The organism is Kitasatospora sp. NPDC094019, assembly GCF_044764505.1.
Lineage (GTDB): Bacteria > Actinomycetota > Actinomycetes > Streptomycetales > Streptomycetaceae > Kitasatospora.
This window is the reverse complement of the sequence record NZ_JBIWIF010000013.1, coordinates 199290-221974: the sequence shown is the minus strand read 5'-3', so window position 1 is coordinate 221974 and position 22685 is coordinate 199290. Positions and strand designations below refer to the sequence as shown.

At 74.6% G+C, this 22685-nt stretch carries 18 protein-coding genes; 11 read left to right on the top strand and 7 right to left on the bottom strand.

Going from position 1 to position 22685, the window contains the following annotated elements; translation table 11 throughout:
- Positions 1-195 precede the first annotated feature (195 nt).
- A complete protein-coding gene (locus ACIQ9P_RS27375; protein WP_402361493.1) occupies positions 196-3039 on the bottom strand; it encodes a LuxR C-terminal-related transcriptional regulator in 2844 nt (947 codons plus the stop codon).
- A gap of 396 nt (positions 3040-3435) precedes the next feature.
- Between ACIQ9P_RS27375 and ACIQ9P_RS27370 the strand changes: the two genes are divergently transcribed.
- On the top strand, positions 3436-3987 hold the full coding sequence (locus ACIQ9P_RS27370) for a hypothetical protein (RefSeq protein WP_402361490.1): 552 nt from the start codon (positions 3436-3438) through the stop codon (positions 3985-3987).
- Positions 3988-4026: 39 nt separating this feature from the next.
- On the opposite strand, the gene ACIQ9P_RS27365 is transcribed toward ACIQ9P_RS27370, so the two are convergent.
- The 3 genes from ACIQ9P_RS27365 to ACIQ9P_RS27355 all read right to left on the bottom strand — a co-directional run bounded on the left by ACIQ9P_RS27365 (position 4027) and on the right by ACIQ9P_RS27355 (position 6552).
- Positions 4027-5715 (bottom strand): MFS transporter, encoded by a 1689-nt coding sequence (locus ACIQ9P_RS27365; RefSeq protein ID WP_402361487.1) that lies wholly within the window; start codon positions 5713-5715, stop codon positions 4027-4029.
- A gap of 2 nt (positions 5716-5717) precedes the next feature.
- Positions 5718-6002, bottom strand: a complete 285-nt coding sequence (locus ACIQ9P_RS27360; RefSeq protein ID WP_402361484.1) for an SHOCT domain-containing protein — start codon at positions 6000-6002, stop codon at positions 5718-5720.
- A gap of 64 nt (positions 6003-6066) precedes the next feature.
- A complete protein-coding gene (locus tag ACIQ9P_RS27355) occupies positions 6067-6552 on the bottom strand; it encodes a DUF6325 family protein (RefSeq protein ID WP_402361481.1) in 486 nt (161 codons plus the stop codon).
- Positions 6553-6860: 308 nt separating this feature from the next.
- On the opposite strand from ACIQ9P_RS27355, the gene ACIQ9P_RS27350 reads away from it, so the two are divergent.
- Positions 6861-8321: a hypothetical protein gene (locus ACIQ9P_RS27350; protein ID WP_402361477.1), complete on the top strand. Its 1461-nt coding sequence runs from the start codon at positions 6861-6863 to the stop codon at positions 8319-8321.
- A 47-nt stretch (positions 8322-8368) separates the two neighbouring features.
- Here the strand turns inward: ACIQ9P_RS27350 and ACIQ9P_RS27345 are convergent, their stop codons facing one another.
- A complete protein-coding gene (locus ACIQ9P_RS27345; protein ID WP_402361474.1) occupies positions 8369-8767 on the bottom strand; it encodes an SHOCT domain-containing protein in 399 nt (132 codons plus the stop codon).
- 180 nt (positions 8768-8947) lie between these two features.
- A complete protein-coding gene (locus ACIQ9P_RS27340) occupies positions 8948-9586 on the bottom strand; it encodes an HD domain-containing protein (RefSeq protein ID WP_402361471.1) in 639 nt (212 codons plus the stop codon).
- Positions 9587-9703: 117 nt separating this feature from the next.
- On the opposite strand from ACIQ9P_RS27340, the gene ACIQ9P_RS27335 reads away from it, so the two are divergent.
- The 7 genes from ACIQ9P_RS27335 (at position 9704) to ACIQ9P_RS27305 (ending at position 19714) form a co-directional block, all read left to right on the top strand.
- The gene (locus ACIQ9P_RS27335) at positions 9704-10741 is read left to right on the top strand and encodes a GlxA family transcriptional regulator (protein ID WP_402361468.1); all 1038 of its coding nucleotides are present in this window, start codon (positions 9704-9706) and stop codon (positions 10739-10741) included.
- Between the two features lie 298 nt (positions 10742-11039).
- Entirely contained in the window at positions 11040-12407 is a 1368-nt protein-coding gene (locus ACIQ9P_RS27330; protein WP_402361465.1) for an ABC transporter substrate-binding protein, read from the top strand.
- Positions 12404-13351 carry a carbohydrate ABC transporter permease gene (locus ACIQ9P_RS27325; protein ID WP_402361462.1) on the top strand — a complete coding sequence of 316 codons (948 nt, stop codon included), beginning with the start codon at positions 12404-12406 and terminating at the stop codon, positions 13349-13351. The genes ACIQ9P_RS27330 and ACIQ9P_RS27325 overlap by 4 nt, the downstream gene beginning before the upstream one ends.
- Positions 13351-14199 carry a carbohydrate ABC transporter permease gene (locus ACIQ9P_RS27320; protein WP_402361460.1) on the top strand — a complete coding sequence of 283 codons (849 nt, stop codon included), beginning with the start codon at positions 13351-13353 and terminating at the stop codon, positions 14197-14199. The genes ACIQ9P_RS27325 and ACIQ9P_RS27320 overlap by 1 nt, the downstream gene beginning before the upstream one ends.
- A complete protein-coding gene (locus ACIQ9P_RS27315; RefSeq protein WP_402361457.1) occupies positions 14196-16163 on the top strand; it encodes a glycoside hydrolase family 36 protein in 1968 nt (655 codons plus the stop codon). Before ACIQ9P_RS27320 ends, ACIQ9P_RS27315 begins: the two co-directional genes overlap by 4 nt.
- 49 nt (positions 16164-16212) lie before the next feature.
- A complete protein-coding gene (locus ACIQ9P_RS27310; RefSeq protein ID WP_402361454.1) occupies positions 16213-17235 on the top strand; it encodes a LacI family DNA-binding transcriptional regulator in 1023 nt (340 codons plus the stop codon).
- Positions 17236-17293: 58 nt separating this feature from the next.
- Positions 17294-19714, top strand: a complete 2421-nt coding sequence (locus tag ACIQ9P_RS27305; RefSeq protein WP_402361451.1) for an RICIN domain-containing protein — start codon at positions 17294-17296, stop codon at positions 19712-19714.
- A gap of 138 nt (positions 19715-19852) precedes the next feature.
- Here ACIQ9P_RS27305 and ACIQ9P_RS27300 read toward each other — a convergent pair whose 3' ends face one another.
- A complete protein-coding gene (locus ACIQ9P_RS27300; RefSeq protein ID WP_402361448.1) occupies positions 19853-20602 on the bottom strand; it encodes a TetR/AcrR family transcriptional regulator in 750 nt (249 codons plus the stop codon).
- Positions 20603-20732: 130 nt separating this feature from the next.
- Between ACIQ9P_RS27300 and ACIQ9P_RS27295 the strand changes: the two genes are divergently transcribed.
- Positions 20733-21665, top strand: a complete 933-nt coding sequence (locus ACIQ9P_RS27295) for an NAD-dependent epimerase/dehydratase family protein (RefSeq protein ID WP_402361445.1) — start codon at positions 20733-20735, stop codon at positions 21663-21665.
- Complete coding sequence (locus ACIQ9P_RS27290; protein WP_402361442.1) at positions 21629-22615, top strand: hypothetical protein; 987 nt, start codon at positions 21629-21631, stop codon at positions 22613-22615. Before ACIQ9P_RS27295 ends, ACIQ9P_RS27290 begins: the two co-directional genes overlap by 37 nt.
- Positions 22616-22685 lie beyond the last annotated feature (70 nt).

Sequence of the window (22685 nt, the reverse complement as noted above, 5' to 3'; positions counted from 1 at the left end):
CCGCCCGCGGCAGGGAACGCCGCCGGGGCCGGCTGTCATGTCCTGCGTACTCGGTGGGTCGAGAATCGCCACTGTTGGATTTTTCGTCAATAGCCGTGGCACAACCGGCCCGTGCCAATCCCGGCCGGCCCCCCGAGCAGGCCGCCGGGGCGCGGCCCGGGGCAGCGTCCGGCTCGGGTCCGGCTCAGGCCGGGCTCAGGGCGCGTCCAGCAGCCGCAGCCGGGACGCGGTGCGCACCGCGTCCCGGCGGTTGGCCGTCCGGAGCTTGCGGTTGACGCTCTTGAGGTGGGTCTTGACGGTGTTCGGCGACACGTACAGCTCGTCGGCGATCTCCTGGGTCGACAGCAGCCGGGCGGCGCAGAGCAGGATCTCCCGCTCCCGGCCGGTCAGCGGCTCGACCGGCGCCCCCGCCGTCGGCGCCGGCCCGGCGTCCGCGCACCGCTCCGGACCCGGGTCGTCGGTCGCCGGCCGGAGGTCGCCCGGCAGCCAGCCGTGGGCGGCGGCCAGGTCGGGCAACCCGCGCAGCCGCCGACGCACCCAGGGCGCCGACTCGCGGAACGGCCGGACCAGCCGCTCCGGTCCGGCGGTGGCGAGGGCCTCGGCGAGCAGCCGGGCGCAGCCGGGGCCGTCGCTCCCGGCCTCGGCCTGCGCCAGCAGCAGCAGGACCCGGGCGCGGGTCGCGCTGCCCAGGGCCGGATCGTCGCGCAGGGCCCGCAGCCCGGTCAGGGTGTCCCGCTCGTCCCGGCCGGCCGCGAGCCGGGCCCGGGCCGCCACCACCAGGGAGTGGGGAGCCAGGGCTGGCACGTCGTCCAGGGCCGCCACCGCCGCCTCCGGCCGGCCGGCCGCCAGGTGCGCGGCGCAGGCCGTGACGGCGAGGCGCTCGCGGCTCCAGTCGGAGGTCCGGTCCACCAGCCCGTGCCGCCGGGTCTCGTCCAGCAGTCGCAGCGCGCCGTCCGGACGGCCCTGGGCCAGCTGCAGCTCGGCCCGGACCACGCCGCTCGCCAGAGCGACCACCGGATCCCGGTCCGGCGCGCGGCCGCCGGGGGCCCGGCTCGGCGCGGCCCGGTGCGGCGCCGCCCGGTGTCCTGCGGCCCGGTGCAGTGCGGCCCGGGCCTCGGCCGGTTCGTCGTGCTCCAGGGCGGCGGCGGCCAGCACCAGGTCCCGGACCTCGGTGCGGCAGTCCGGCGGCAGACCGGAACGGTCGGCCTCCTCGTCCGCCTCGTGGATCCGGTGCTCGGCCCGGCCCGGTCGGCCGCGCAGCTGGTCGACGAGCGCCAGTCGGCACAGCGCGTCGTGGCGCAGCCGCGCGGTGACGGGCGACAACGGGGCCCGCGCCGCGCGTTCCAGCGCCCGGCCGGCCTCGTCCAGCCGCCCGTGCCAGAGCAGCGTCGAGCCGAGGTCGGCGGCGATCAGGGCGAACAGCTCCGGGTGCCGTTCCAGGACGTCGGCGGGCACCCGGCGTTCCAGTTCCGCGGCCCGGTGGGCGGCGCGGTCGGCGAGCGGGGCCGAGCCGAGCAGCCGTCCGGCCCGGGCGCGGACCAGGACGGCCGCCAGCCGGAGCGGGGTCTGCCCGGCGGGCAGCAGCGGCTCGACGTGTTCCAGGATCCGCAGCGCGCCCGAAGCCTCGTCCCGGGTGAGGTGCAGCGCCGCGCGGACCAGCTCGGCGGCCGGGCTCCGCTCGGTCGGCGGCATCCGGGCGAACAGCGCGCACAGCCGGGCCGCGTCGGGTCCGGTCAGCAGCTCGCCGAGGGCGCACTCGTCGACCAGCAGCCGCGCGGCCAGCGCCCAGGCCCCGGCCTCGGCCGCGTGGTCCAGCGCGGCCCGGTACCGGCCGTGCCCGGCGAGCCAGTGCGCGGCCCGCACCCGCAGCTCGTCGACCCGCTCCGGGGCGTCGGCGCCCAGGTGCAGGCGCAGCACCCCGGCGAACATCGGGTGCAGCCGGTACCAGCCGTCGGGCAGGGCGTCGGTGAAGGCGTTGTCCTGGTGCAGCCGGTCCAGGATCCGCCGACCGTCGCGGCGGCCGGTGAGCGCGTCGGCGAGGTCGGGGTGGACGCGGTCGAGGATGCTGCAGCGCAGCAGCAGGTCCTGCGCGGGCGCGGGCTGGGTCCGCAGCACCTCGGCGAGCAGGAAGTCCGCGAGCGCGGTGGGTCCGGCGCCGGTCCGGCCGAGGTAGGCCCCGGGGTCGTCGGCCTCCCGCGCGGCGAGGGCGAGCAGCCGGACCCCGGCCGTCCAGCCGGACAGCGCGTGGTGCACGGCCCCGACGGCGGCCGGGCCGACCCGCAGCCCGTGCCGCTCCAGCACGGCGGCGGTCTCGTCGGGGTCGAGCGCGAGTTCGCCGGCCCGGATCTCGGTGAGTTCGCCCGCCGCCCGGTAGCGGTGCAGTGGCAGCTGCGGCTCGCCGCGGCCGAGCAGGACGAGCCGCAGCCGACCGGCGGTGTGCCGGACCAGGTCGTGCAGCTGGTCGGCGAGCCGGGGGTTGTCGAGGTGCTCGCACTCGTCCAGGACCAGGACCGGTGGCCGGGGGCGGGCGTTGATCCAGACGGCCAGCCGCAGCAGCAGGGACGGTTCGACGTGTTCGGCCCGGGCGGGGGCGGCCAGTTCGGCGGGCAGTGCGCCGACCCCGGTCAGCAGGGCCTCGCGGACGTAGGCCCAGAAGGTGCCGGGCTGGTTGTCGCTCGGCTCCAGGGTGAGCCAGGCGGCGGGGCCGGGGAGGCGGCCGCGGGCCAGCCAGTCGGCCACCAGTAGGGTCTTTCCGGCCCCGGCCGGGCCGCTGACCAGGGTCACCGGGCGGAGCACGGCCGTGTCGAGGCGGTCGAGCAGCCGGTCGCGGGGCAGGAACGCGGCGGCGGGCGGGTCGGGCGGCCGGACCCGGGTGGCCAGGACCGGGTCCCCGTTCGGCAGCCGGGTCGGGACCGTGCCCGCCGCGACAACCGGGGACGGGGCGGGTGGGGCGGGAGCGGACGCGGCGGGGGCGGGCGTCGGCGGGGATCCGCGCCCCCGCCGGGTGAGGGGTGCGGGCGCTGTGCGGGTGTACGGCATCGGGCCACCGCCTGGTGGTTCCGCCCTCGGGAGGGCACGTCCGGGCGCGACGCACCCCGGGGCGCGGTCCCCGGCGGCGGGGCCGTCGGACGTCCGGGGGAACGTCCCTTCGACCGTAGTCCCGCCGCACGGCCGGGTGCCAACCGGGCCGGCCGTCGGCCGGTGCCGGTCCGCGAGGAGCCGGGCCGCGGGGAGCCGGGCCGAACGGGACGGGTCGACCGGGACGTGCGGGACGGGACGTGCGGGACGTGCGGGACGGGACGTGTGGGACGTGCGGGACGGGCCGACCCGGCGCGCGCCCCCGTCCGCCGGAGGGGTGGCCGGTCGGACCCCGGGCGGCGAGGATCGCGGCAAGGACTCGGCGCGCCGGCCGAGCACAGCCCCCAGGAGGCCGCCGTGAGCGTCCCCGGACCGGCACCGCGCCGCCGCGTCCCCGGCCCGCCCGGCCCGCCCGGCCCGCCCGAACCGGGCGCGGACGTGCCGGAACGGCGGACGGACTACTCGGGCGCGGTCTACGGCTCGATGCTGGCAGCCTCCGTGATCGCCGCGGCCAGCGTGCAGGAGCCCAACCCGAAGCTCTCGCTCGTCCTGCTGCTGGTGGTCACCGGACTCGTCTTCTGGGCCGCCCACGTCTACGCGCACGTCGCCGGGCAGCGCGAGGCGGGGCAGGACGTGACCTTCCGCCAGGTGCGCCGGGTCGGCCGGCACGAGTGGCCGATCGTCGAGGCGGCGGCGCTGCCGGCGCTGGCGGTCCTCGCCAGCCCGTGGCTGGGCGCGGGGGAGAACGCCTGGCTGGCGCTGGTGGTCGCGGTCTGCCAGCAGGTGGCCTGGGCCACCCTGGGCGCCCACCGGGCCGGTGCCCGGCCGCGCCAGATCGTCGCCGAGGGCGCGGTCAATCTGGTCCTGGGACTGGTCATCGTGGCGGCCAAGGTCGCCGTCGGCCACTGACCGGCGCCGGTCCGGCCCCCGCCGCGAACGGTGCTCCGGTCACCCGTCCGGCGGGACGGCGGGGTGGCCGTTCGCGCGCCCCGGCGGGCGGCCCTTCCGCGCTCCCGCTCGGGCTCCCGCCGGCGCTCCCGTTCGCGGGCCCGGACGGCCGGACGGGCGCCCGTCCGGCAGGCGACCGGTGAACAGCAGGGCGCCGGCGGTGATGCAGGAGCAGGCGAGCACGGCGGCCTTGAGGCCGTCGATCTGCGCGTCCCGGTAGTTCTCCACCACGGCCGCCGCCTCCTCCGGCGGCACGTCCGGCCGCGCCGCCAGGGCGGAGGCCACCTGGTCGGCCGGCACGAAGGACAGTCCGGCTTCCACATGGACGGCGGTCTGCTGGGCGACGGCCCCCGAGACCCGGGGATCGCTCTCGATCTGGCCGGTCACGGAGGTCGCGAGGGCGCCGACGAGGATCGCCCCGATCAGCGCCGTCCCGAGCGAGGAACCGAGGTTCTGCGCGGTGTACTGCAACCCGCCGGCCTCGCTGCGCTCCTCCGCCCGCACGCTGGACTGCACCGTGTTGCCCAACTGGGAGGCGAGCATCCCCATCCCGACGCCCAGCAGGGCCATCGCCCCGGCGAAGGAGGCGCCGTGCAGGTCCGGCCCGATCGCCGTGATCAGCCACAGGGTGGCGGCGAGCAGGACCAGCAGCCCCACCCTGGCGATGGTGCGCGGGGAGGCGTAGCGCAGCAGCAGGGTGCCCGACATCGAGGCGCCGAGCATCGTCACCGACACCGGCAGCAGCCGCAGGCCGGTCTCGAAGGCGTTCAGGCCCTGCACGACCTGGAGGTAGAGCGGGATCACGAAGAACAGGCCCAGCAGGACGGTGTTCTGGTTGAACAGGGTGATCAGCCCCGAGCGCAGGGTCCGGTTGCCGAACAGGTCGAGCGAGACCAGGGGCGTGCGGCCCCGTCCCTCGCGCCGACGCTCGTGCACACAGAACGCCCAGGTCAGGACGGCGCCGAGGGCGACGACGAACAGGGTCGGCGCGAAGCCGAGCACGGTGAACGGCGGGTTGCGCGGCTGGACCCAGCCCCAGGTCCCGCTCTGCAGCACGGCCAGCACCATGGCGGCCAGGCCCGTGGCGGACAGCACCACGCCGAGCAGGTCGAGCCGGGGCGGGTCGGCCGGACGGGGCTGCGCCGGGACCCAGCGCATCAGCAGCAGGATCGCCACGACCAGCACCACCTCACCGGCGAACACCAGCCGCCAGGTCAGATAGGTGGTCACCCACCCGCCGAGCAGTGGGCCCACCGCGATGCCCGCGCCCGCCAGGCCGCCGATCACGCCGTAGGCGACGGCCCGGTCGCGGCCGGAGTAGGAGCCGGCCACCAGGGCCGCCAGCGCGGGCAGCACCAGAGCCGCCCCCAGACCCTCGATGACCGACCAGCCGAGCGCGAGCACCCCGACCGTGGGCGCCACCGCGGTCAGTCCCGAGCCGACCCCGTAGACGACCAGGCCGATCACGAAGATCCGCCGGCGCCCGAACATGTCGCCGATCTTGCCGCCGGTCAGCATGAAGGCCGCCATCACCAGGGTGTACAGGGTGATGACGGCCTGGATGGCGGTCACCTCGGTGTCGAAGTCCTCGACCAGCTGACTGATCGAGACGTTCATCACCGAGGCGTCCAGCACCATCAGGAACTGGGCGGTGCCGAGGACGACCAGCGGCTTCCAGCGGTTCGCCATGGTCAGCTGCCGAGGATCCGGGCCTTCTGCGCGGCGAACTCCTCGTCGGTGAGGACCCCCTGCTCCTTGAGCGTCGCGAGGTCCTTGAGCTGGTCCAGCTTCTCCTCCATGGTCGGCGCTGCGGATGCCGCGGCGACCGGCGGGGGCGCGGCGGCGGGGGCGGGTTCGGCGTACGCCTCCTGCTGCGCCCAGCGGCCCGCCTGGCGACGGGAGACTCGGTTGGAGACGGCGGTGGCCGTTCCGGCGACGACGGCGGTGCGGGCGACGCCACGAAGCAGTCCGGGCATGGCTTCCTGCCTGGGGTGAGGGGGTGAGGGGGGTGAGGGGTGAGGGAAGCGGGAGCCGCGCGGGTCAGCCGGCGGCGTCGATCTCCTCCAGCGCGTCCAGCACCTCCAGGAGGTCCTGGACCGGGACGCGTCCACCGGCGACCATCCGCGCGTCCGCCCGCCGCAGGGCGGCGGCCAGCGGGGCGGCCCACCGGTTCTCGTAGAGGAGCACCACGGCGGAGTCGCCGGGCTCCAGCAGCAGACCGGCCTCGGTGACGTCGGCGTCGCCGAGCAGACCGGAGGAGGCGCCCTCGAAGACGGTCAGGTCGAGGACCCCGTCGCCGTCCACGTCGGCCAGTTCGACGGCGGTGACCGTGCCGTCGGCGTCCTTGCGGACGAAGATCAGGTCGAGGATCCGGACGATGTCGCGGTCGACCAGGTCGACCAGCAGCGGCAGGCCCTCGCCGGTGAGTTTGCTGCCGGGGAACGCGATCACCAGGTAGTCGATGGGGCCGAGATCGGCCGGTGCGGATCCGTCCGCCCCACCGGGCGCATCGGGTGCGTTGCTCACGTCGGCTCCTCCGGGCGAGGTGGTGGGGGTCGGCCGGTCGGGTGGGCCGGTCGACCGGGCCGGTCCGGGCGCTGCCCGGACACCGACCCGGAGCGACGCTAACCCGCCGCCCCCGGCCACCGGCTCACCTCTTCGGGGTGATCGGCAGGCGGGCGGGACCGGTCCCGGTCACCCCGGTGGGTCAGCCCTGCTCGCCGCGCGCCGCGCGGGGCCCTTGGCTGGGTGCACCGGTGTTCGCGCCTCCGGGCGCCGCCGGTCCGCCCGGGGCGCTCCCGATCCCGGGGCGTCCAGGACGAGGAGCCGTGCCCATGCCACCGACCGAGCCCGGCCCCGCGGAGCCCGGCCCTGCGGAGCCGAGCCGCCCGGCGCCGAACCGCCCCGGGCCCGGTCGGCCGGACAGCGCCGAGCTCGACGCGCTGCACCGCCGGGTCGCCGAGCTGGAGGCGGACGCCCGGAGCAAGAAGGAGCACCACCGGCTGCGCACCACCGGCTCGGTCGTGCTGGTGGTGGTCGCGTCCGTGCTGTCGCTGCTCGCGGTGATCGCGGTCTGGGCCCACGACGAGATCACCGACACCGACCGGTTCGTCGCCACCATGGCGCCGTTGGCCCACAACCCCGACGTCCAGAACGCCGTGGCCAACCGGATCACCGACGCCGCGACGGAACAGGTCGACGTCAAGTCGCTGGTGAACGACCTGTCCCAGGCCGCCGCCGAACAGGGCGTGCCGCCCCGGCTGGCCCAGTTGCTGGGCGGCCTGACCGGCCCGCTGGAGGGCGCGCTGACCAACCTCGTGCACGCCGCCGCCGAGCGGGTGGTCACCAGCGACGCCTTCGCCACCGTCTGGGAGCAGGCGGTGCGGGCCGGGCACGCCACCATGGTCAAGGCCCTCACCGGCGAGGGCGGCGGCGCGGTGGTGCTGAAGAACGACGAGGTCGTGATCGACATCGGGCCGATGGTGGACCGGGTCAAGACCGCCCTGGTCCAGGCCGGATTCTCGCCCGCCGCCAGGATCCCGGAGGTGCACACCGAGTTCGTGGTGTTCTCCTCGCCAGACCTCGCCAAGATCCGCGGCGGCTTCCGGCTGCTGGAGATCCTCGGCTGGTGGATGCCGGTGATCACGGTCCTGGTCGCGGCCGGCGCGGTGTTCACGGCCGTCAACCGCAGACGCGCGCTGGCCGGCGCAGCCCTCGGCATCGCGGCGGCGATGCTGCTGCTCGGCCTCGCCCTGACGGTGTTCCGCTCCTACTTCCTCGACCACCTGCCCACCGACGCCTCGCCCGCCGCCGCCGGAGCCGTCTACGACGCGCTGATGACCTATCTGCGCACCTCGGTGCGGGTGGTCGGTTTCCTGGCCCTGGTCGTGGTGCTCGGCGCGTTCCTGATCGGCCCCTCGCGGGCCGCCGTCACGGTCCGTTCGGTGGCAGGGCACGGGGTGGCGGCGCTGCGCTCGGCGGCCGACTCGGCGGGCTTCCGGGCCGGGCCGGCGGAGCGCTTCGTCCGCCGTTACAAGCGCTGGACGGGGGTGGCCATCCTGGTCGTGGCCGCCGTGGTGTTCGCCTTCTGGGAGCACCCGACGGCGATGGTGGTGTTCTGGTTCGCGGTGGTCGTGCTGACGGCCTTCGCGGTCCGCGAGTTCCTCGCCCCCGCCTACCGGACCGCCGCCCCGGCCGACCCGCCCCCGGCCGCCGGACCGCCCTCCGGGCCGCCGACGCCGCCGGTGCCGCCCGCGCCGCCGGGACCTCCGACCGTGACGGTCCGGGGTCCCTGACGGCCGGGCCCCTGACGGTCCAGGGCCCCTGCTCGTGCCGGGGCCGGTCACTCCAGGACGAGCGCCTTGGCGCGCTGGTACTCGTCCTCCGTGATCGAGCCGTCCCGCCGCAGGTCCGCCAGCCGGGCCAGTTCGGTGGCGGCGCTCGGCCGCTCGGCCCCGGGCCCGGCGGCGTTCCGGACGTAGTCGCGGAATTCCGCGTCCGCCTGCTTCACCCGGGCCGTCTCCCGCATCCCCATGCCCTTGCCCCGGGCGATCAGGTAGACGAAGACGCCCAGGAACGGCAGCACGACCAGCAGCACGCACCAGCCGGCCTTGCCCCAGCCGCCGATCGAGTCGTCCCGGAAGAGGTCGCCGAAGACCCGGAACAGGAGCATGAACCAGAGGATCCACAGGAAGATCCACATGGTCGTGAGGAAGATGTTCAGCAGCGGGTAGTCGTCCATCGCCTGCCTCCGGAGAACGCGCCGACCGGGTCGCCGGGCACCGGCGTCCGACCCCTCCGTGGCCCACGGTGACGCCCACCGCCCGCGGGCGCACCACCCCCGGCGGGTGAGGCGGGACCGGGGCGCAGGTGCGCCCTGCGCCCCGGCCCCGCTCTCACCCGCCGCTCTCACCCGCCGCCCTCACTCGGGCCAGTCCGAGCCGAGGATCACCTCGACGAAGTCCCCGCGCTCGAAGCCCGGGACGAAGTGCGCCAGGACATCGCTCTTGACGTTGCCGAAGGTGGTGGTCGGGCGGTCCCTGATGCCCTCGGTGAACGCGGCGAGGATCCGGTTCTTGAAGTCCGGCCGGGGATGCGCGGCGGTGACGGCGGCCCGCTGCTCGTCGCTCACCGCGTGGTAGCCGATGCCGAGGACGTCCAGCTCCACGCCCCGGGTGACCAGGGCGATCTCGGGTGCCATGTGCAGCGGGACCTCCGGCGTGGTGTGCAGGGCGATCGCCGTCCACACCCGGTCGGCCGGCTCGCCGGTGATGCCGTGGGCGTGCAGGAACCGCCGCGCCTCCTCGGCGCCGTCGATCTCGAACCGCCGGTCGGTGCGGGCGAACCGGCCGGTCAGCCCGAGGTCGTGGAACATCGCCCCGACGTAGAGCAGCTCCGGGTCGAAGTCCAGCCCCTGTTCGGCGCCGCGCAGCGCCCCGAACAGGAACACCCGGCGCGAGTGGTCGAACAGCAGCGGCGGGGCGGTGTCGCGCACCAGCTCGGTCGCCTCCCTGGCCAGCGCGCTGTCCGGAATCCTTACTCCCGCGATCGTCCCGCTCATCCCGACAACCCCATTTCGCTCGGCGCTTCTCACGGATCTTCGTGAACTCCTCCACTCTCGGTCGGGGGCGTAGGCTGGCGCCATGTCCTTTCGGCCCTCCGCACCACGGATCCGGACATGACCCGGCCCGACCCGACACCGTCGGACGTCACGCCGTCGGACGTCACGCCCCCGGACCACGCGGACCAGGACCCGCCCGGGCGGGTCGCCTTCCTGGTCTTCGACGAGCTGACCCTGCTCGACCTCAGCGGCCCGCTGGAGGTCTTCCACCAGGCCGGCGCACTCGGCCTGCCCTACCCGACCGTCCTGGTATCGCCCCGGGGCGGCACCGTCACCGCGTCCAACGGCGTGACGCTGGCCGGCACCGTCGCCCCGGCCGGCACCGGCCCGCTGGACACCCTGGTGATCGCGGGCGCCGACCACCTCGCCACCCGGGGGCCCGATCCGGAACTCCTCGCCGCCGCCGGGGCGCTGGTCGCCCGGGCCCGGCGGGTGGCCACGGTCTGCAGCGGCGCCTTCGTGCCGGCCGCACTCGGACTGCTGGACGGCCGCCGCGCCACCACCCACTGGCGGCACGCCGCCGCGCTGGCCCGCCGCCATCCCGGGGTGCGGGTCGAGCCCGACGCCCTGCACGTGCGCGACGGTCGGTTCCACACCGGCGCGGGCATCAGCGCGGGCATCGACCTGGCCCTCGCGCTGGTCGAGGACGACCACGGCGCCGACATCGCCCGGGACATCGCCCGCGAACTCGTGGTCTTCATGCGGCGTCCCGGCGGCCAGTCCCAGTTCTCCACCGCCGCGGCCACCCCGCCGGCCCGGGGCGAGCTGCTGCGCGCCGTCACCGAGGCCGTCCGCGCAGATCCGGCGGCCGACCACGGCCTGCCCGCGATGGCCGCCACCGCCGCCGTCAGCACCCGGCACCTGACCCGACTGTTCCGGGCCGAGCTGGGCACCACCCCGGCCCGCTGGGTCGAACGGGTGCGACTGGACCGGGCCCAGCAGCTGCTGCTGGAGGGTCACAGTGTCACTTCGGCCGCGCGGCGCAGTGGTCTGGGCAGTGACGAGAGCCTGCGCCGGGCCTTCGCCCACCATCTGGGCACGACCCCCTCGGACTACCGCCGCCGCTTCGGCACCGCGCAGCTCCCGGCGCGCTGAGCCCCGCCCCGCTGCCGCCCGTCCCGTCCGTCCGTCCGGCCCGTCCCGCCCGTCCCGCCGACGACCGGAGGGTCATTCTTGGCATGTCCTCATCTGCTTGCGCCGTCAGGCTGTAACGTTTTCGCTCTGCATGACGAAAAATTCTCGAAAACTGTTGTTAACCCTTCCGTGGCCTGGCTAGATTCACTCCCGTTCCCGCGATCGGCGGGACGGCGGCGACACCGAACGGTGGTGCGCCGCAGTCAGTCGGGACCGCCGTGTGCGGCGCGGTCCCGAGCAGAGCGAAGGAGCTCCGGACATGAGTGGCAGAATCGTGGGCGGGCCGAGCCGGCGTGGATTCCTCAAGGGGATCGGTGCGGCGGCGGTGGCGGCCGGCGGGGCCTCGGTCCTGGCCGCGTGCGGCGGTTCGGACTCCGGCGGGGGAGACGCGGGCGGTTCCGGTGAGCTGTCCGGCTCGGTCACCGTGTGGAGCTGGAAGAACCCGGCGGCGGAGCTGAAGGCCCTGATACCGGCCTTCAACGCCGTCCACCCCAAGGTCAAGGTGACCGTCCAGGACATCGGCAACCCGGCGATCTGGGACAAGATCACCATCGCGATGGCCGCCGGCGGCCAGGGCCTGGCCGACGTGCTGCACATCGGCGTCGACTACCTGCCCGGCTACATCGAGAAGTTCCCCGGCGGCCTCGCCGACCTCGGCCCGCTCGGCGCGGACAAGCACTCCACCGCCTTCGCGCCGGGCCTGTGGCAGACCGTCTCCCGCCAGTCCAAGGTCTACGCCCTGCCCTGGGAGGCCAACGCGAGCGGCTTCTTCTACCGCTCCGACCTCTTCCAGAAGGCCGGCGTCGACGCCGCCTCGCTCGCCACCTGGGACGACGTCATCGCCGCGGGCAAGAAGGTCAAGGAGGCCACCGGCACCGCGCTGCTGGCCGTGGACCGCTCGGCCTCGCAGGCCGACTCGGCCAACCTCTTCCAGCTGCTGCTCCAGCTCCAGGGCACCTTCTACTTCAACATCGACGGCAAGATCACCATCAACTCGCCGGAGGCCGTCCGGGCACTCACCCTGATCAAGGAGATGAACGACGCCGGGCTGCTGCTCGATGTCCAGGGCTCGCCCGGCGCGCCCGGCTACGACTCCGCCGTCAAGGCCGGCAAGGTCGCGGTCTGCCCCAACCCCGCCTGGTACGGCGGCTACATGGAGTCCCTCGCCGCCGACCAGAGCGGCAACTGGCGCCTGATGCTCCCTCCGGCCGTCACCCCCGGCGGGTCGCGCTCGGCGATCGTCAACTCCACCCACCTGGCCGTCGCCGGCTCCAGCAAGAACCAGCGGGCGGCGTTCGCCTTCGCCGAGTTCGCCCTCACCCGGCCCGAGTCCCAGGTCCCGATCTACAAGAACAAGGGCATCTTCCCGGCCCTGCTCAAGGCGTACGACGACCCGGCCTTCCACACCGAGAGCGCCTACTTCGGCGGCCAGAAGTACGCCGAGGTGCTGCTGGAGGAGCTGTCCAAGCCGTCGGTGCCGACCAACTACACCGCCGACTACGCCCGGGCGCTGAAGGTCGTCGACGACGCCCAGACCAAGGTCCTGCTCCAGGGCGCCGACCCGGCCGCGGTGCTGCGCGCCGCCGCCGACCAGCTCGTCCAGCAGACCCTGAGGGCGCAGGCATGACGACCGCCACCCCGGCGCGAGCGGGAAGGCGCGCCGGATCGCGCCCCGGACCCGCCGCCGCCCCGGCCCGCCGGCGGGCGGGCCGGGGCGGCGGCGCCCGCCTGGCGCCGTACCTGTTCGTCCTTCCGGCCCTCGCGCTGTTCGCCGCCTTCCGGCTGTACCCCGTGGCCTGGTCCTTCGTCCTCAGCCTGTACCGGACCGAGGGCACCACCCAGACCTGGACCGGTCTCGGCAACTACGAACGGTTGCTGCACGACCCGCTGTTCTGGAAGGCGCTCGGCAACACCGCGCTGATCCTGGTGGTCCAGGTGCCGGTCATGCTCGCCCTCGCGCTGGGCCTGGCCGTGGCGCTCAACTCGGCGCTGCTGCGCTGGAAGCCGCTGTTCCGGCTGGGCTTCTTCCTGCCCGTGGTGACCGGCCTGGTCACCTACGGCCTGATGATGGGCGCCCTGCTCAACCAGGACTCCGGCGCCGTCAACTGGCTGCTCCAGCTGGTCGGCCTGCCCGAGGTGCACTGGCTCAACGACCCGTTCTGGGCCCGGGTGTCCATCATGCTCGCGCTGACCTGGCACTACACCGGCTACAACGCCGTCATCTACCTGGCCCGGCTCCAGTCGATCCCGGCCGAGCACCACGAGGCCGCCGCCGTCGACGGCGCCGGCCCGCTGCGCCGGTTCTGGCACGTGACCCTGCCCGGACTGCGCCCGGCCCTGCTGCTGACGGTGGTGCTGTCGACCATCGGCACCCTGCAGCTGTTCGACGAGCCGTTCATCATGACCGGCGGCGGCCCCGACAACGCCACCACCACCATCGGCGTGTACCTGTACCAGACCGGCTTCCGGTACTTCGACTTCGGCTACGCGTCCGCCATCGGCTACGCGCTGGTCCTGATCATCTCGCTGTTCGGCCTCGTCCAGGTCAAGCTCGCCAAGGAGGAGGACTGATGGCCGTCACCACCAGCCCCGCGTTCCGCGCGTCCCGACGCGGCCAGGTGCTGCTCACCGCCGGGATGCTCGCGCTGCTCGCCTTCACGGTCGCACCGCTCTACTGGCTCGCGATCGCCTCCACCCACACCTCGCACGACATCTTCGGCCGGCCGCCGCACCTGCTGCCGGGCGGCGAGCTGGGCACCAACCTCGGCCACCTGGAGGAGTCGGTCGGCTTCGGCCGGGTGGTGCTCAACTCCCTGCTGCTGTCGGTCACCTACACCGTTCTCGGCGGGATCGTCTGCACCCTGGCCGGCTACGGCTTCGCCAAGTTCCGCTTCCGCGGCCAGGGCCTGATGTTCTCGGTGCTGCTGCTGGCCCTGGTGGTGCCGACCCAGCTCACCATCGTCCCGCTGTTCAAGATGATGGTGAACCTGGACTGGCTCAACACCTACCAGGCGGTGCTGCTGCCCAACCTGGCCCTGCCGTTCGGCATCTTCCTGATGCGCCAGTCCATGAGCGCGCTGCCGGACGAACTGCTCCAGGCCGGCCGGATCGACGGCTGCGGCGAGCTGCGGCTTTTCCTGCGGATCGCCCTGCCGACCATGCGCCCGGCGCTCGCGGCGCTCGCCATGTTCCTGTTCCTGTTCCAGTGGAACGACTTCCTGTGGCCGCTGATCGCGCTGCGCGACCCGGCCTCGTACACCATCCCGGTCGCCCTGGCGGCGCTCACCGGCAGCTCCGACGTCGACTACGGCCAGCTGCTCACCGGCACCGCCGTCGCGGCGGTCCCGATGGCCGTGCTCTTCCTCTTCCTGCAGAAGCACTTCGTCTCCGGGATGCTCGCCGGGGCCGTAAAGCAGTGACCGAGGCAGAGCAGGGCCCCGGTACCGCCCCCGGCACCACCGGCGGTACCGCGCCCGCCACCACCCGCCGTACCACCCCCGACCCGACCCCGACCCCGACCCCGACCCGAGAGAGGCCCGCCGTGCAGACCGGCTCCATCGACCTCGCCGCGCTGCCCACCTTCGCCCCGGACCAGTGGGAGGGCGGCACGCACCAACTGCTGCGGCACGGCGCCCGGATCACCGTCCAGGCCGCGCCCGGTACCGTCGAGACGTCCCCCGCGCCCGGCACCGTCGAGACGTCCCCCGGGGCCGACGACACCGCCTGGAACACCGCCGGGATCACCGCCACCGCCGACACCGACGTGACCGTCCGCCTGGACGTCCCGCTCGGCGACGCGGCCGGCTTCTGGCACCCCAACGCCGGCTGGGAGCGCACCCTGCCCGCCGACTGGTCGCCCTGGCGCCCGGTCTCCCTGGTGGACTCCGCCCCGGTGGGCTGCCTGTACGACACCGCCGGGCGCACCATGCTCGCCTTCGCCGCCGACCGCACCGTCCGGCGCACCGCCGTGCGCTTCGGCGTCAGCGAGGAGCACAAGCGCTTCGGCGTCTGGCTGCGCTTCCCGCTCGCCGCGGGGGAGACCTTCCGGCTGCGGCTCGCCGCCCCCGGCGCGACCCTGGCCGCCGCCCTGCGGGACCTGCGGGAGTGGTTCGCCACCCTGCCCGGGGGCACCCCGCTGCCCACGCCCGACTTCGGCCGCACCCCGGTGTACTCCACCTGGTACGCCTTCGCCCAGGACGTCACCGCCGCCGGTGTCGAGCGGGAGGCCGTGCTCGCGGCCGAACTCGGCTGCGGCCAGCTCTTCCTGGACGACGGCTGGCAGCTGCACGGCGACGGCCGGGGCTACGCCGGCTGCGGCGACTGGACCGCCGATCCGGTCAAGTTCCCCGACCTGCGCGCCCACGTCGAGACCGTCCGGGCGGTGGGCCTGCGCTACACCGCCTGGATCGCCCCGCTGCTGCTCGGCGAGCGGGCCGAGGCCCACCGCGACTGGGCCCGGTTCGCCCCGCACCACGTGCACCGGCTGGACTGCCGGATCCTCGACCCGCGCCACGCCGAGGTCCGCGAGCACGTGGTCCGGGTCTGCCGCGACGCGGTCGCCGACTACGGCCTGGACGGGTTGAAGATCGACTTCCTGGACGAGGCCGTGGCCTACGGCGCGGCCCCCGTGCCCGAGGACGCCGGCCCGGGCTTCGTCGCCGACGTCGGCGAGGCGATGGCCCTGCTGCTCGCCGGGCTCCGCGAGGCGCTCCGGGAACTGCGCGGCGACGAGTTCGTGATCGAGCTGCGCCAGCGCTACACCGGCCCGGCGATGACCGCCTACGGGAACCTGCTGCGCGCGATCGACTGCCCGGCGGACGCGGTCGCCAACCGCGTCCGCACCCTGGACATCGCGATGCTGGCCCCTGGCGGGGCCGTCCACTCCGACATGCTGATGTGGGACCCGGAGGGCGCGCCGGAGGTGCTCGCCCGGCAGATCCACGGCGCGCTCCACTCGGTGCCGCAGATCTCCGCCCGGCTCACCGAACTTCCCGCGCCGCACCGCGAGGCGCTGGCGTTCTGGCTGGCCACCTGGCGCCGGCTCGCCCCCGTCCTGACCGGAGGTCACTACGAGCCCGGCCGTCCCGACGAGCTGTACCCGCAGGTGACCGCCCGGCACGGGGACCAGTGGGTGGTGACCGCCTACGACGAGCGCCCGGTCACCCTGCCCACCGGCCCCTGGCGGGCGCTCACCCTGGTGAACGCCTCGACCGCCGGGCGTGTGCTGCTGGAGGTCGAGGGGCCGGTCCGGCGGGTCCGGATCGAGCCCCGCGACGCGGCCGGGCGACCCGGCCCGGAGCTGCTGCTGGACCTCGCGGCGGGCCTGCACTCGGTCGCCGTACCGGCGGGCGGTCTGTGCGACGTCACCGAGGCCGCAGGATGACATAGTTACGGCCGACCGGCGAAACGATCAACGCATTTGGGGGCAGGAAGTGGAGCACGAGAAAATCGGGATCACCGAGGTCGCGCAGCGCGCCGGTGTCAGCGTGGCCACCGTCAGTCGGGTGCTCAACCGCAAGGCCGGCGTGTCGCAGAAGACCCGTCAGCTGGTCGAGCGCGCCATGGAGGAGGTCGGCTACGAGCGCGGCGCCGCCTCCGGCGGCATCGTCGGGGTGATCACCCCGGGGCTGTCGATCCCGATCTTCGGCGCGATGGCGGAGCGGATCGGCCTCGCGCTGGCCCCGCACGGTCTGCGGGCCGTGGTCTGCCCCGCGTTGCCGGGCGGCGTCCAGGAGCGGGACTTCCTGAAGTCCCTGCTGGACCTCGGCGCCAGCGGGATAGTGTTCTGCTCCGCCAGCAACACCCTGGAGAACTTCGACCCCGAGGTCCTCCAGCTGCTGGAACACCGCCCCGTCCCCTATGTCTGCATCAACGGCCGGTTCGAGGACAGCGCCTCCGTCGCCTTCTCCACCGACGACGCCTACGCGGCCGAGCTGTCGGTACGCCATCTGCACGGGCTCGGCCACCGCCGGATCGGGATGGCGGCCGGCCCGGTCGGCAACCGCCCGACCGACCGGAGGGTGGCCGGCTACCGGTCCGCGATGACGGCGCTCGGGCTCGGCGAGGACGAGCAGCTCGTGGTGCACCAGACCTACTCGGTCGAGGGCGGCCAGTTCGCCGCCGAGCAGCTGCTCGCCCGGGGTGTCACCGGGATCGTCGCCGCCAGCGACCAGATGGCGCTCGGCGCGATCCGGGCGATCCGCCGGCAGGGGCTGTCCGTCCCCGAGGACGTCTCCGTGATCGGCTACGACGACGGCCCCCTGATGGAGTTCACCGATCCCCCACTGACCACGGTGCGCCAGCCCGTCGACCGGCTGGCCGCCGAGGTCGCCCGGGCCCTGGTCGGCCTGCTCTCGGGCCACCAGGTCCCGGGCGGCGAACTGATGTTCCAGCCGGAGGTGGTCGTGCGCGGCACGACCGCCCCCCACCACCCCCATCACCCCCACCACCCCTGACGGCCGTCGGCCCGAGGCCGCCGGGGGCGCCCCTTCCACAACGATGTCGGAGGATACGTTGCCCCACCCCGTTCCCCGTCGCAGCGCGCCCCGTGCCCACGCCCACCTGGGCCTGGTCTCCCTCGCCGCGAGCGCCCTGACCCTCCTGCCCGCCGGCGCGGCCCGTGCCGCCGCCGAGCCGGTGGTCGCCGGAGCCGCCCACACCGTCACCAACGTCGCCAGCGGCCAGTGCCTGGGCGGCCTGTGGGCCGCCGGGACCGACCGCACCCCGGTCGTGCAGCAGCCCTGCCAGGGCCTCCTCGGCCAGCGCTGGCAGTTCACCCCCGACGGCCGCGGCGGCTACCGGATAGCCGACCGCTCGGCCCCGCGGTCCTGCCTCAACGTGGAGGGCGCCTCCACCGCCCCCGGCGCCGGGCTCGTCGAGTACGCCTGCGACGACTCGGCCAACGAGCGGTTCACCCTGGAGAGCGCGGCCGGCGGCGGCTTCCTGGTCCACCCCGCCAACAGCGCGCTCTGCCTCGACCTGCCGTACGGCTCCTCCGCGCCGAACGCCCGGATCCAGCAGTACGCCTGCCACGGCGGCGCCAACCAGCGGTGGCTGCTGACCCGGGCCGACCCACTGGTCCTCGGCGACCCCGGCTTCGAGCAGGGCGGCAGCGGCTGGACCTTCGGCGCCCACACCGGTACCGCCGGGAACAACGCGCACCGCGGCTCCCGGGCCGCCTACCTGGACGCGGGCACCGGCTACCGGATCAGCCGGACCGCCACCGCGCCGCAGGCCGGCGGCTACGACATCGGCGCCTGGATCGCCACCGGTGCGGCCGGCGGCACCCTGACCGTGCAGGTCAACGGCGCCACCGCGGGCACCGTGACGATCCCCTCGCAGAGCGTCTACGCCCAGTACACCGTCTCCGGCGTGCGGGTGGCGGCGGGCGACACCGTCACGGTGGCGGTCGGTTCGGCGCCCGGCGGCTGGGTCAACGTCGACGACGTCACGGTGGCCCCCGCCGCCCCCAACACGCCGCGGCTCACCTCCTCCGACGCCACCGTCACGGCGATGTTCGAGTGGGCCCGGGCCAAGGCCAACTCCTTCAGCTCGCAGCCCGGCGCGACCGGCGCGCTGAACGCCGACGAGGGCAACAGCGGCGGCACCGGCGAGGCCGTCCAGGCCGCCTCCTACTGGGCCGGCTACCCGTACCGCTCCGCGTTCTACTCGCGGGACTTCGCCCACCAGGTGGTCGGCGCGCACCTGCTCGGCCTCGACGGGGCCACCAAGACGATGCTCCGTTCCTTCGCCTCCTCGGCGGCCGGCGCCCCGGACCACATGCCGTACTGGGCCGTCAACTTCGACGCGAGGACCCCGCTGTCGATCGACTACCGCAGCCCGACCTCGTTCGTCCGCGAGCTCCCCGCCGCCTTCGAGCTCACCCAGAAGATCGACGAGGCGTACCGCTGGACCGGTGACACCGACTACCTGAACGACCCGGCGATGTCCGGCTTCGTCGCGAGCACCGTCGGCCCGTACATCACCGGGCACACCGGCCCGATCGACAACGGCTCGGTCCCGGTCGCCCAGGCCACCAGCGGCGACATCTTCCAGGGTGTCGCGAGCTACAACGAGAACGGTGCCACGCTCGCCGAGTCCGGCGACGCCATCGCCTCCCAGTACCGCGCCTACCTGTCCGCCGCCGCGCTGGCCACCGCCAAGGGCGACACCGCCACGGCCGCCGGTCTGACCACCAAGGCCGCGACCCTGAAGTCCTACTTCAACTCCACCTGGAGCGTGGACCCGGCGAACCCCGGCCGGGTGGTGCGCGCCTACGACGTCAACGGCACCGCGTACAGCGACTGGGGCAAGGAGAACTCCTGGTTCGTCCCGCTCAAGGGGATCATGGACCCGGGCGCCAGGCAGAACGACTACCTGGCCTGGATCGACGCCCAGGCCGCTGGCAGCGGCGCGCCCGAGAACCTGGAGGCCGCCACCTATCTGCCCGACGTCTACTTCGCCCACAACCAGCCCGACAACGGCTGGAAGTGGATGCGCTACGTCTACGACCGGGCCGGCGCCCTGCACAGCACCGGGCGCTTCCTGAACGGCGACTACCCGGAGATCGCCTTCACCCTGCTCGGCCAGACCGTCCAGGGCCTGCTGGGCGTCCAGCCCGACGCCGCCGGCCGGGCCCTCACCACTGCCTCCGGCCTGCCCGCCGGCATGGGCTGGCTGCAGCTGAGCTCCGTCCCCGTCGGCACCGGCACGGTGACCCTGCGCCACGACGCCGGCACCCGGTCGACACTGACCAACACCTCCGCCGCCGGAAGCCTGACCTGGACCGCCCGGTTCGCCGGCGCCCACAGCGGCATCACCGTCGACGGCGCCGCGCAGACCGCCCGCACCGTCACGGTCGACGGGGCGGTCTGGACCTACGCCACCGTCACCGTCCCGGCCGGTGGCACCTCGGTGGTCGCGGTCACCGGCTGACAGGCCCCCGGCCGGGGCGCGGGATTCCCCCACGCCCGCGCCCCGGCCGGGCATCCGCGGGTGCGGACCCGCGGACGACAGGGCTCCACCGGCCTGCGCCGGGTGGAGCCCGTCGTCGTTCGCCGAGCCGGGTCCGTCCTACCCGGCGGCCCCGGGGCCAGGACGGGCGTCCGCCGGGGGAGGCGGCAGGACATGGAGCCCGATCGCCTCGGCCGCGACGGTCATGGCGGCGTCGAAGTAGGCGGGGAGATCCGTGATCACCTTGTTCAGATGACCGAACAGCTCGAAGCTGATCGTGCCGATCAGCGAGACCCACAGCGTGAGCGACCGTTCCACCAGGTCCGCGTAGGGCTCGGCCGGCGCTCCGCCCGCGCTGTCGAGCACCTGCCGGGCGACGAGCCGCGGTCCGGGGAGCGGCTGCGCGGGGGGTCGCAGGAGGCCCGAGGCATGGGCCTCGACGACCAGACCGGCCATCAGCCGGGTGACCCGGGTGGCGGGGTCGACCGTGTCGTCGGGGGCCTGGTAGCCGGGGACGGGCGAGCCGTAGACCAGGGCGAACTCGTGCGGGTGCGCCAGGGCCCACCGGCGGACCGCCCGGCACGCGGCCAGCCACCGGGCGCCCGGATCGGCGTGGGCGGCGGCCGCCGCCCCTGACTCCGCGGCCGCCCCGATCGCGTTGAACGCGTCGATGATCAGCGCGGTGAGCAACGCGTCCCGGCTGGGGAAGTAGCGGTACAGCGCCGAGGAGGCCAGGCCCAGGTCACGCGCCACCGCGCGGAGCGACAACGCGGCCGCCCCGGTCTCGGCGAGCTGGCGGGTGGCGGCTTCCTTGATCGCGCGAGTGAGCTCGGCGCGGGCCAGCTGTCGTGCGGTCTGCGATGCCGTCATGCCGCCCATCCTCTCATTCAAGAGCAGTGCACACAATGGAGAGCACTGCTCTTGACTTCTTCGTGCCGCTGCGAGAACACTCCTCCATGAAGAGAGAGCACTGCTCTCTCACTTCTCCAGGAGGACCCGCATGGCACGGCACATCGTCATCGGCAAGGGCCCGGTCGGCGCCACCACGGCGCGACTGCTCGACGAACAGGGGCACGAGGTGGTCGTCCTGAGTCGTTCCGGCGGCGACGGGAGTACGGCGCTCGACGTCACCGACACGGCGGCGCTCCGGCGGGCCACCGAGGGCGCCGAGGTGATCTACAACTGCGCGAGCCCGCTCTACCACCGGTGGCCCGCCGACTGGCCGCCGATCGCGAACGCCCTCCTCGGCGCGGCGGAGTCCTCCGGCGCGGTGCTGGTGACGATGAGCAATCTGTACGGCTACGGTCCCGTCGACGCCCCCATGACGGAGGATCTGCCACTCGCGGGCGCCGGCGCCAAGGCCCGGGTCCGCGTCGGCATGTGGCGCGATGCGCTGGCCCGGCACCAGGAGGGGCGGATCCGCGTCGCGGAGGCGCGCGCCTCGGACTTCTTCGGGCCCGGCGTCACCGGTAACGGCCACCTCGCCCAGCGGATGATGCCCGCGCTCCTGGCCGGCCGCGCGGTCAGGCTGATGGGCGACCCGGACGCACCGCACAGCTTCACCTACGTCCCCGACATCGCCCGGGCGCTGGTACGGCTCGGTGCCGACGAGCGGGCGTGGGGACGCGCCTGGCACGTTCCCACCGCCCCGCCGTTGTCGACCCGGGAGGCGGTCGGGCACCTGCGCCGGCTGGCGGGTCTGCCGCCGGCCGGGGTCGGCCGGATTCCCTGGTGGCCGCTCCACCTGGTCGGTCTGGTCAACCCCCTGCTCGGGGAACTGCGGGAGGTGCGGTACCAGTTCGACCGGCCGTTCGTGATCGACTCCCAGGTGTACACCGCGACCTTCGGCGAGGTGGCGACCCCGATCGACGAGGCGCTGGGCGCGACCGTCGAGTGGTGGCGGGCGCGGCTCGGCCGCTCTCCGAGGGCATGATGACGATCCGCCTCCGGCACCGCCCGCTGGTCCTGCTCGCCGCCGCGATGGCGGCCCTCGCCCTGCTGTCCGCCGTCGGCCTCGCGGTCGACGACCGGATCCTGGTCGGTGAACCGATCTGGCTGAAGCCCTTCAAGTTCTCCCTCTCCATCGCGATCTATTCGGTGACCCTCGCGTGGATGCTGTCCCTGGGCGGCACGACCCCCCGTTGGGTCCGGTGGCTCGGGACGACGATCGTCGCCGCCAACGCGGTCGAGATGGTGGTGATCGTCGGTCAGGTGCTCCGCGGCAGGCAGAGCCACTTCAACGTCGCCACACCGCTGGACGCCGGCCTCTGGTTCGTGATGGCCGCCTCGATCGTCACGTTGTGGCTGGCCAACCTCGGCATCGCGGCCAGGTCGTTCCGCGAGCGGACCGGGGACCGCCCGGTCACCTGGTCCGTCCGGCTCGGCCTGCTCCTCGCGGTGGTGGGCATGGCGCTCGGTTTCCTCATGACCGGCCCGACCCCCGCCCAGCTCGGTGCCATGCGCGGAGGGGCCGCCGTCGGCATCGTGGGGGCGCACGGCGTCGGCGTCGCCGACGGCTCGCCCGGCATCGCCGTCACCGGCTGGAGCAGCACCGGCGGCGACCTGCGCGTCCCCCACTTCGTCGGCATGCACGCGCTGCAGGCCGTCCCGCTCGTCGCCCGGCTGCTGATCGCGCTGTCCCGCCGGTTCCCGCGGTTGGCCGACGAACGGACACGCCTGCGCCTGGTCCTGGTGGCGACCGGGACCTACGCGGGCGTGCTGGCGATACTGACCTGGCAGGCGCTGCGCGGCCAGTCGCTCGTCCACCCCGACGGCGCGACCCTGACGGCCCTGGCCCTGCTGGCCGTTGGCGCGGTGGCGTCCGTGCTGGTGTCCGTGCTGGCGGTCGCCCGACGCCACCGGGTGCCACCGGAGTCCGCGTGACCGGCCGCCCGGCGGCGGCGCGTCCGCTGGTGGTGCGCCCGCTGCCGGTGCTCGAACTTCGGATGCTCCG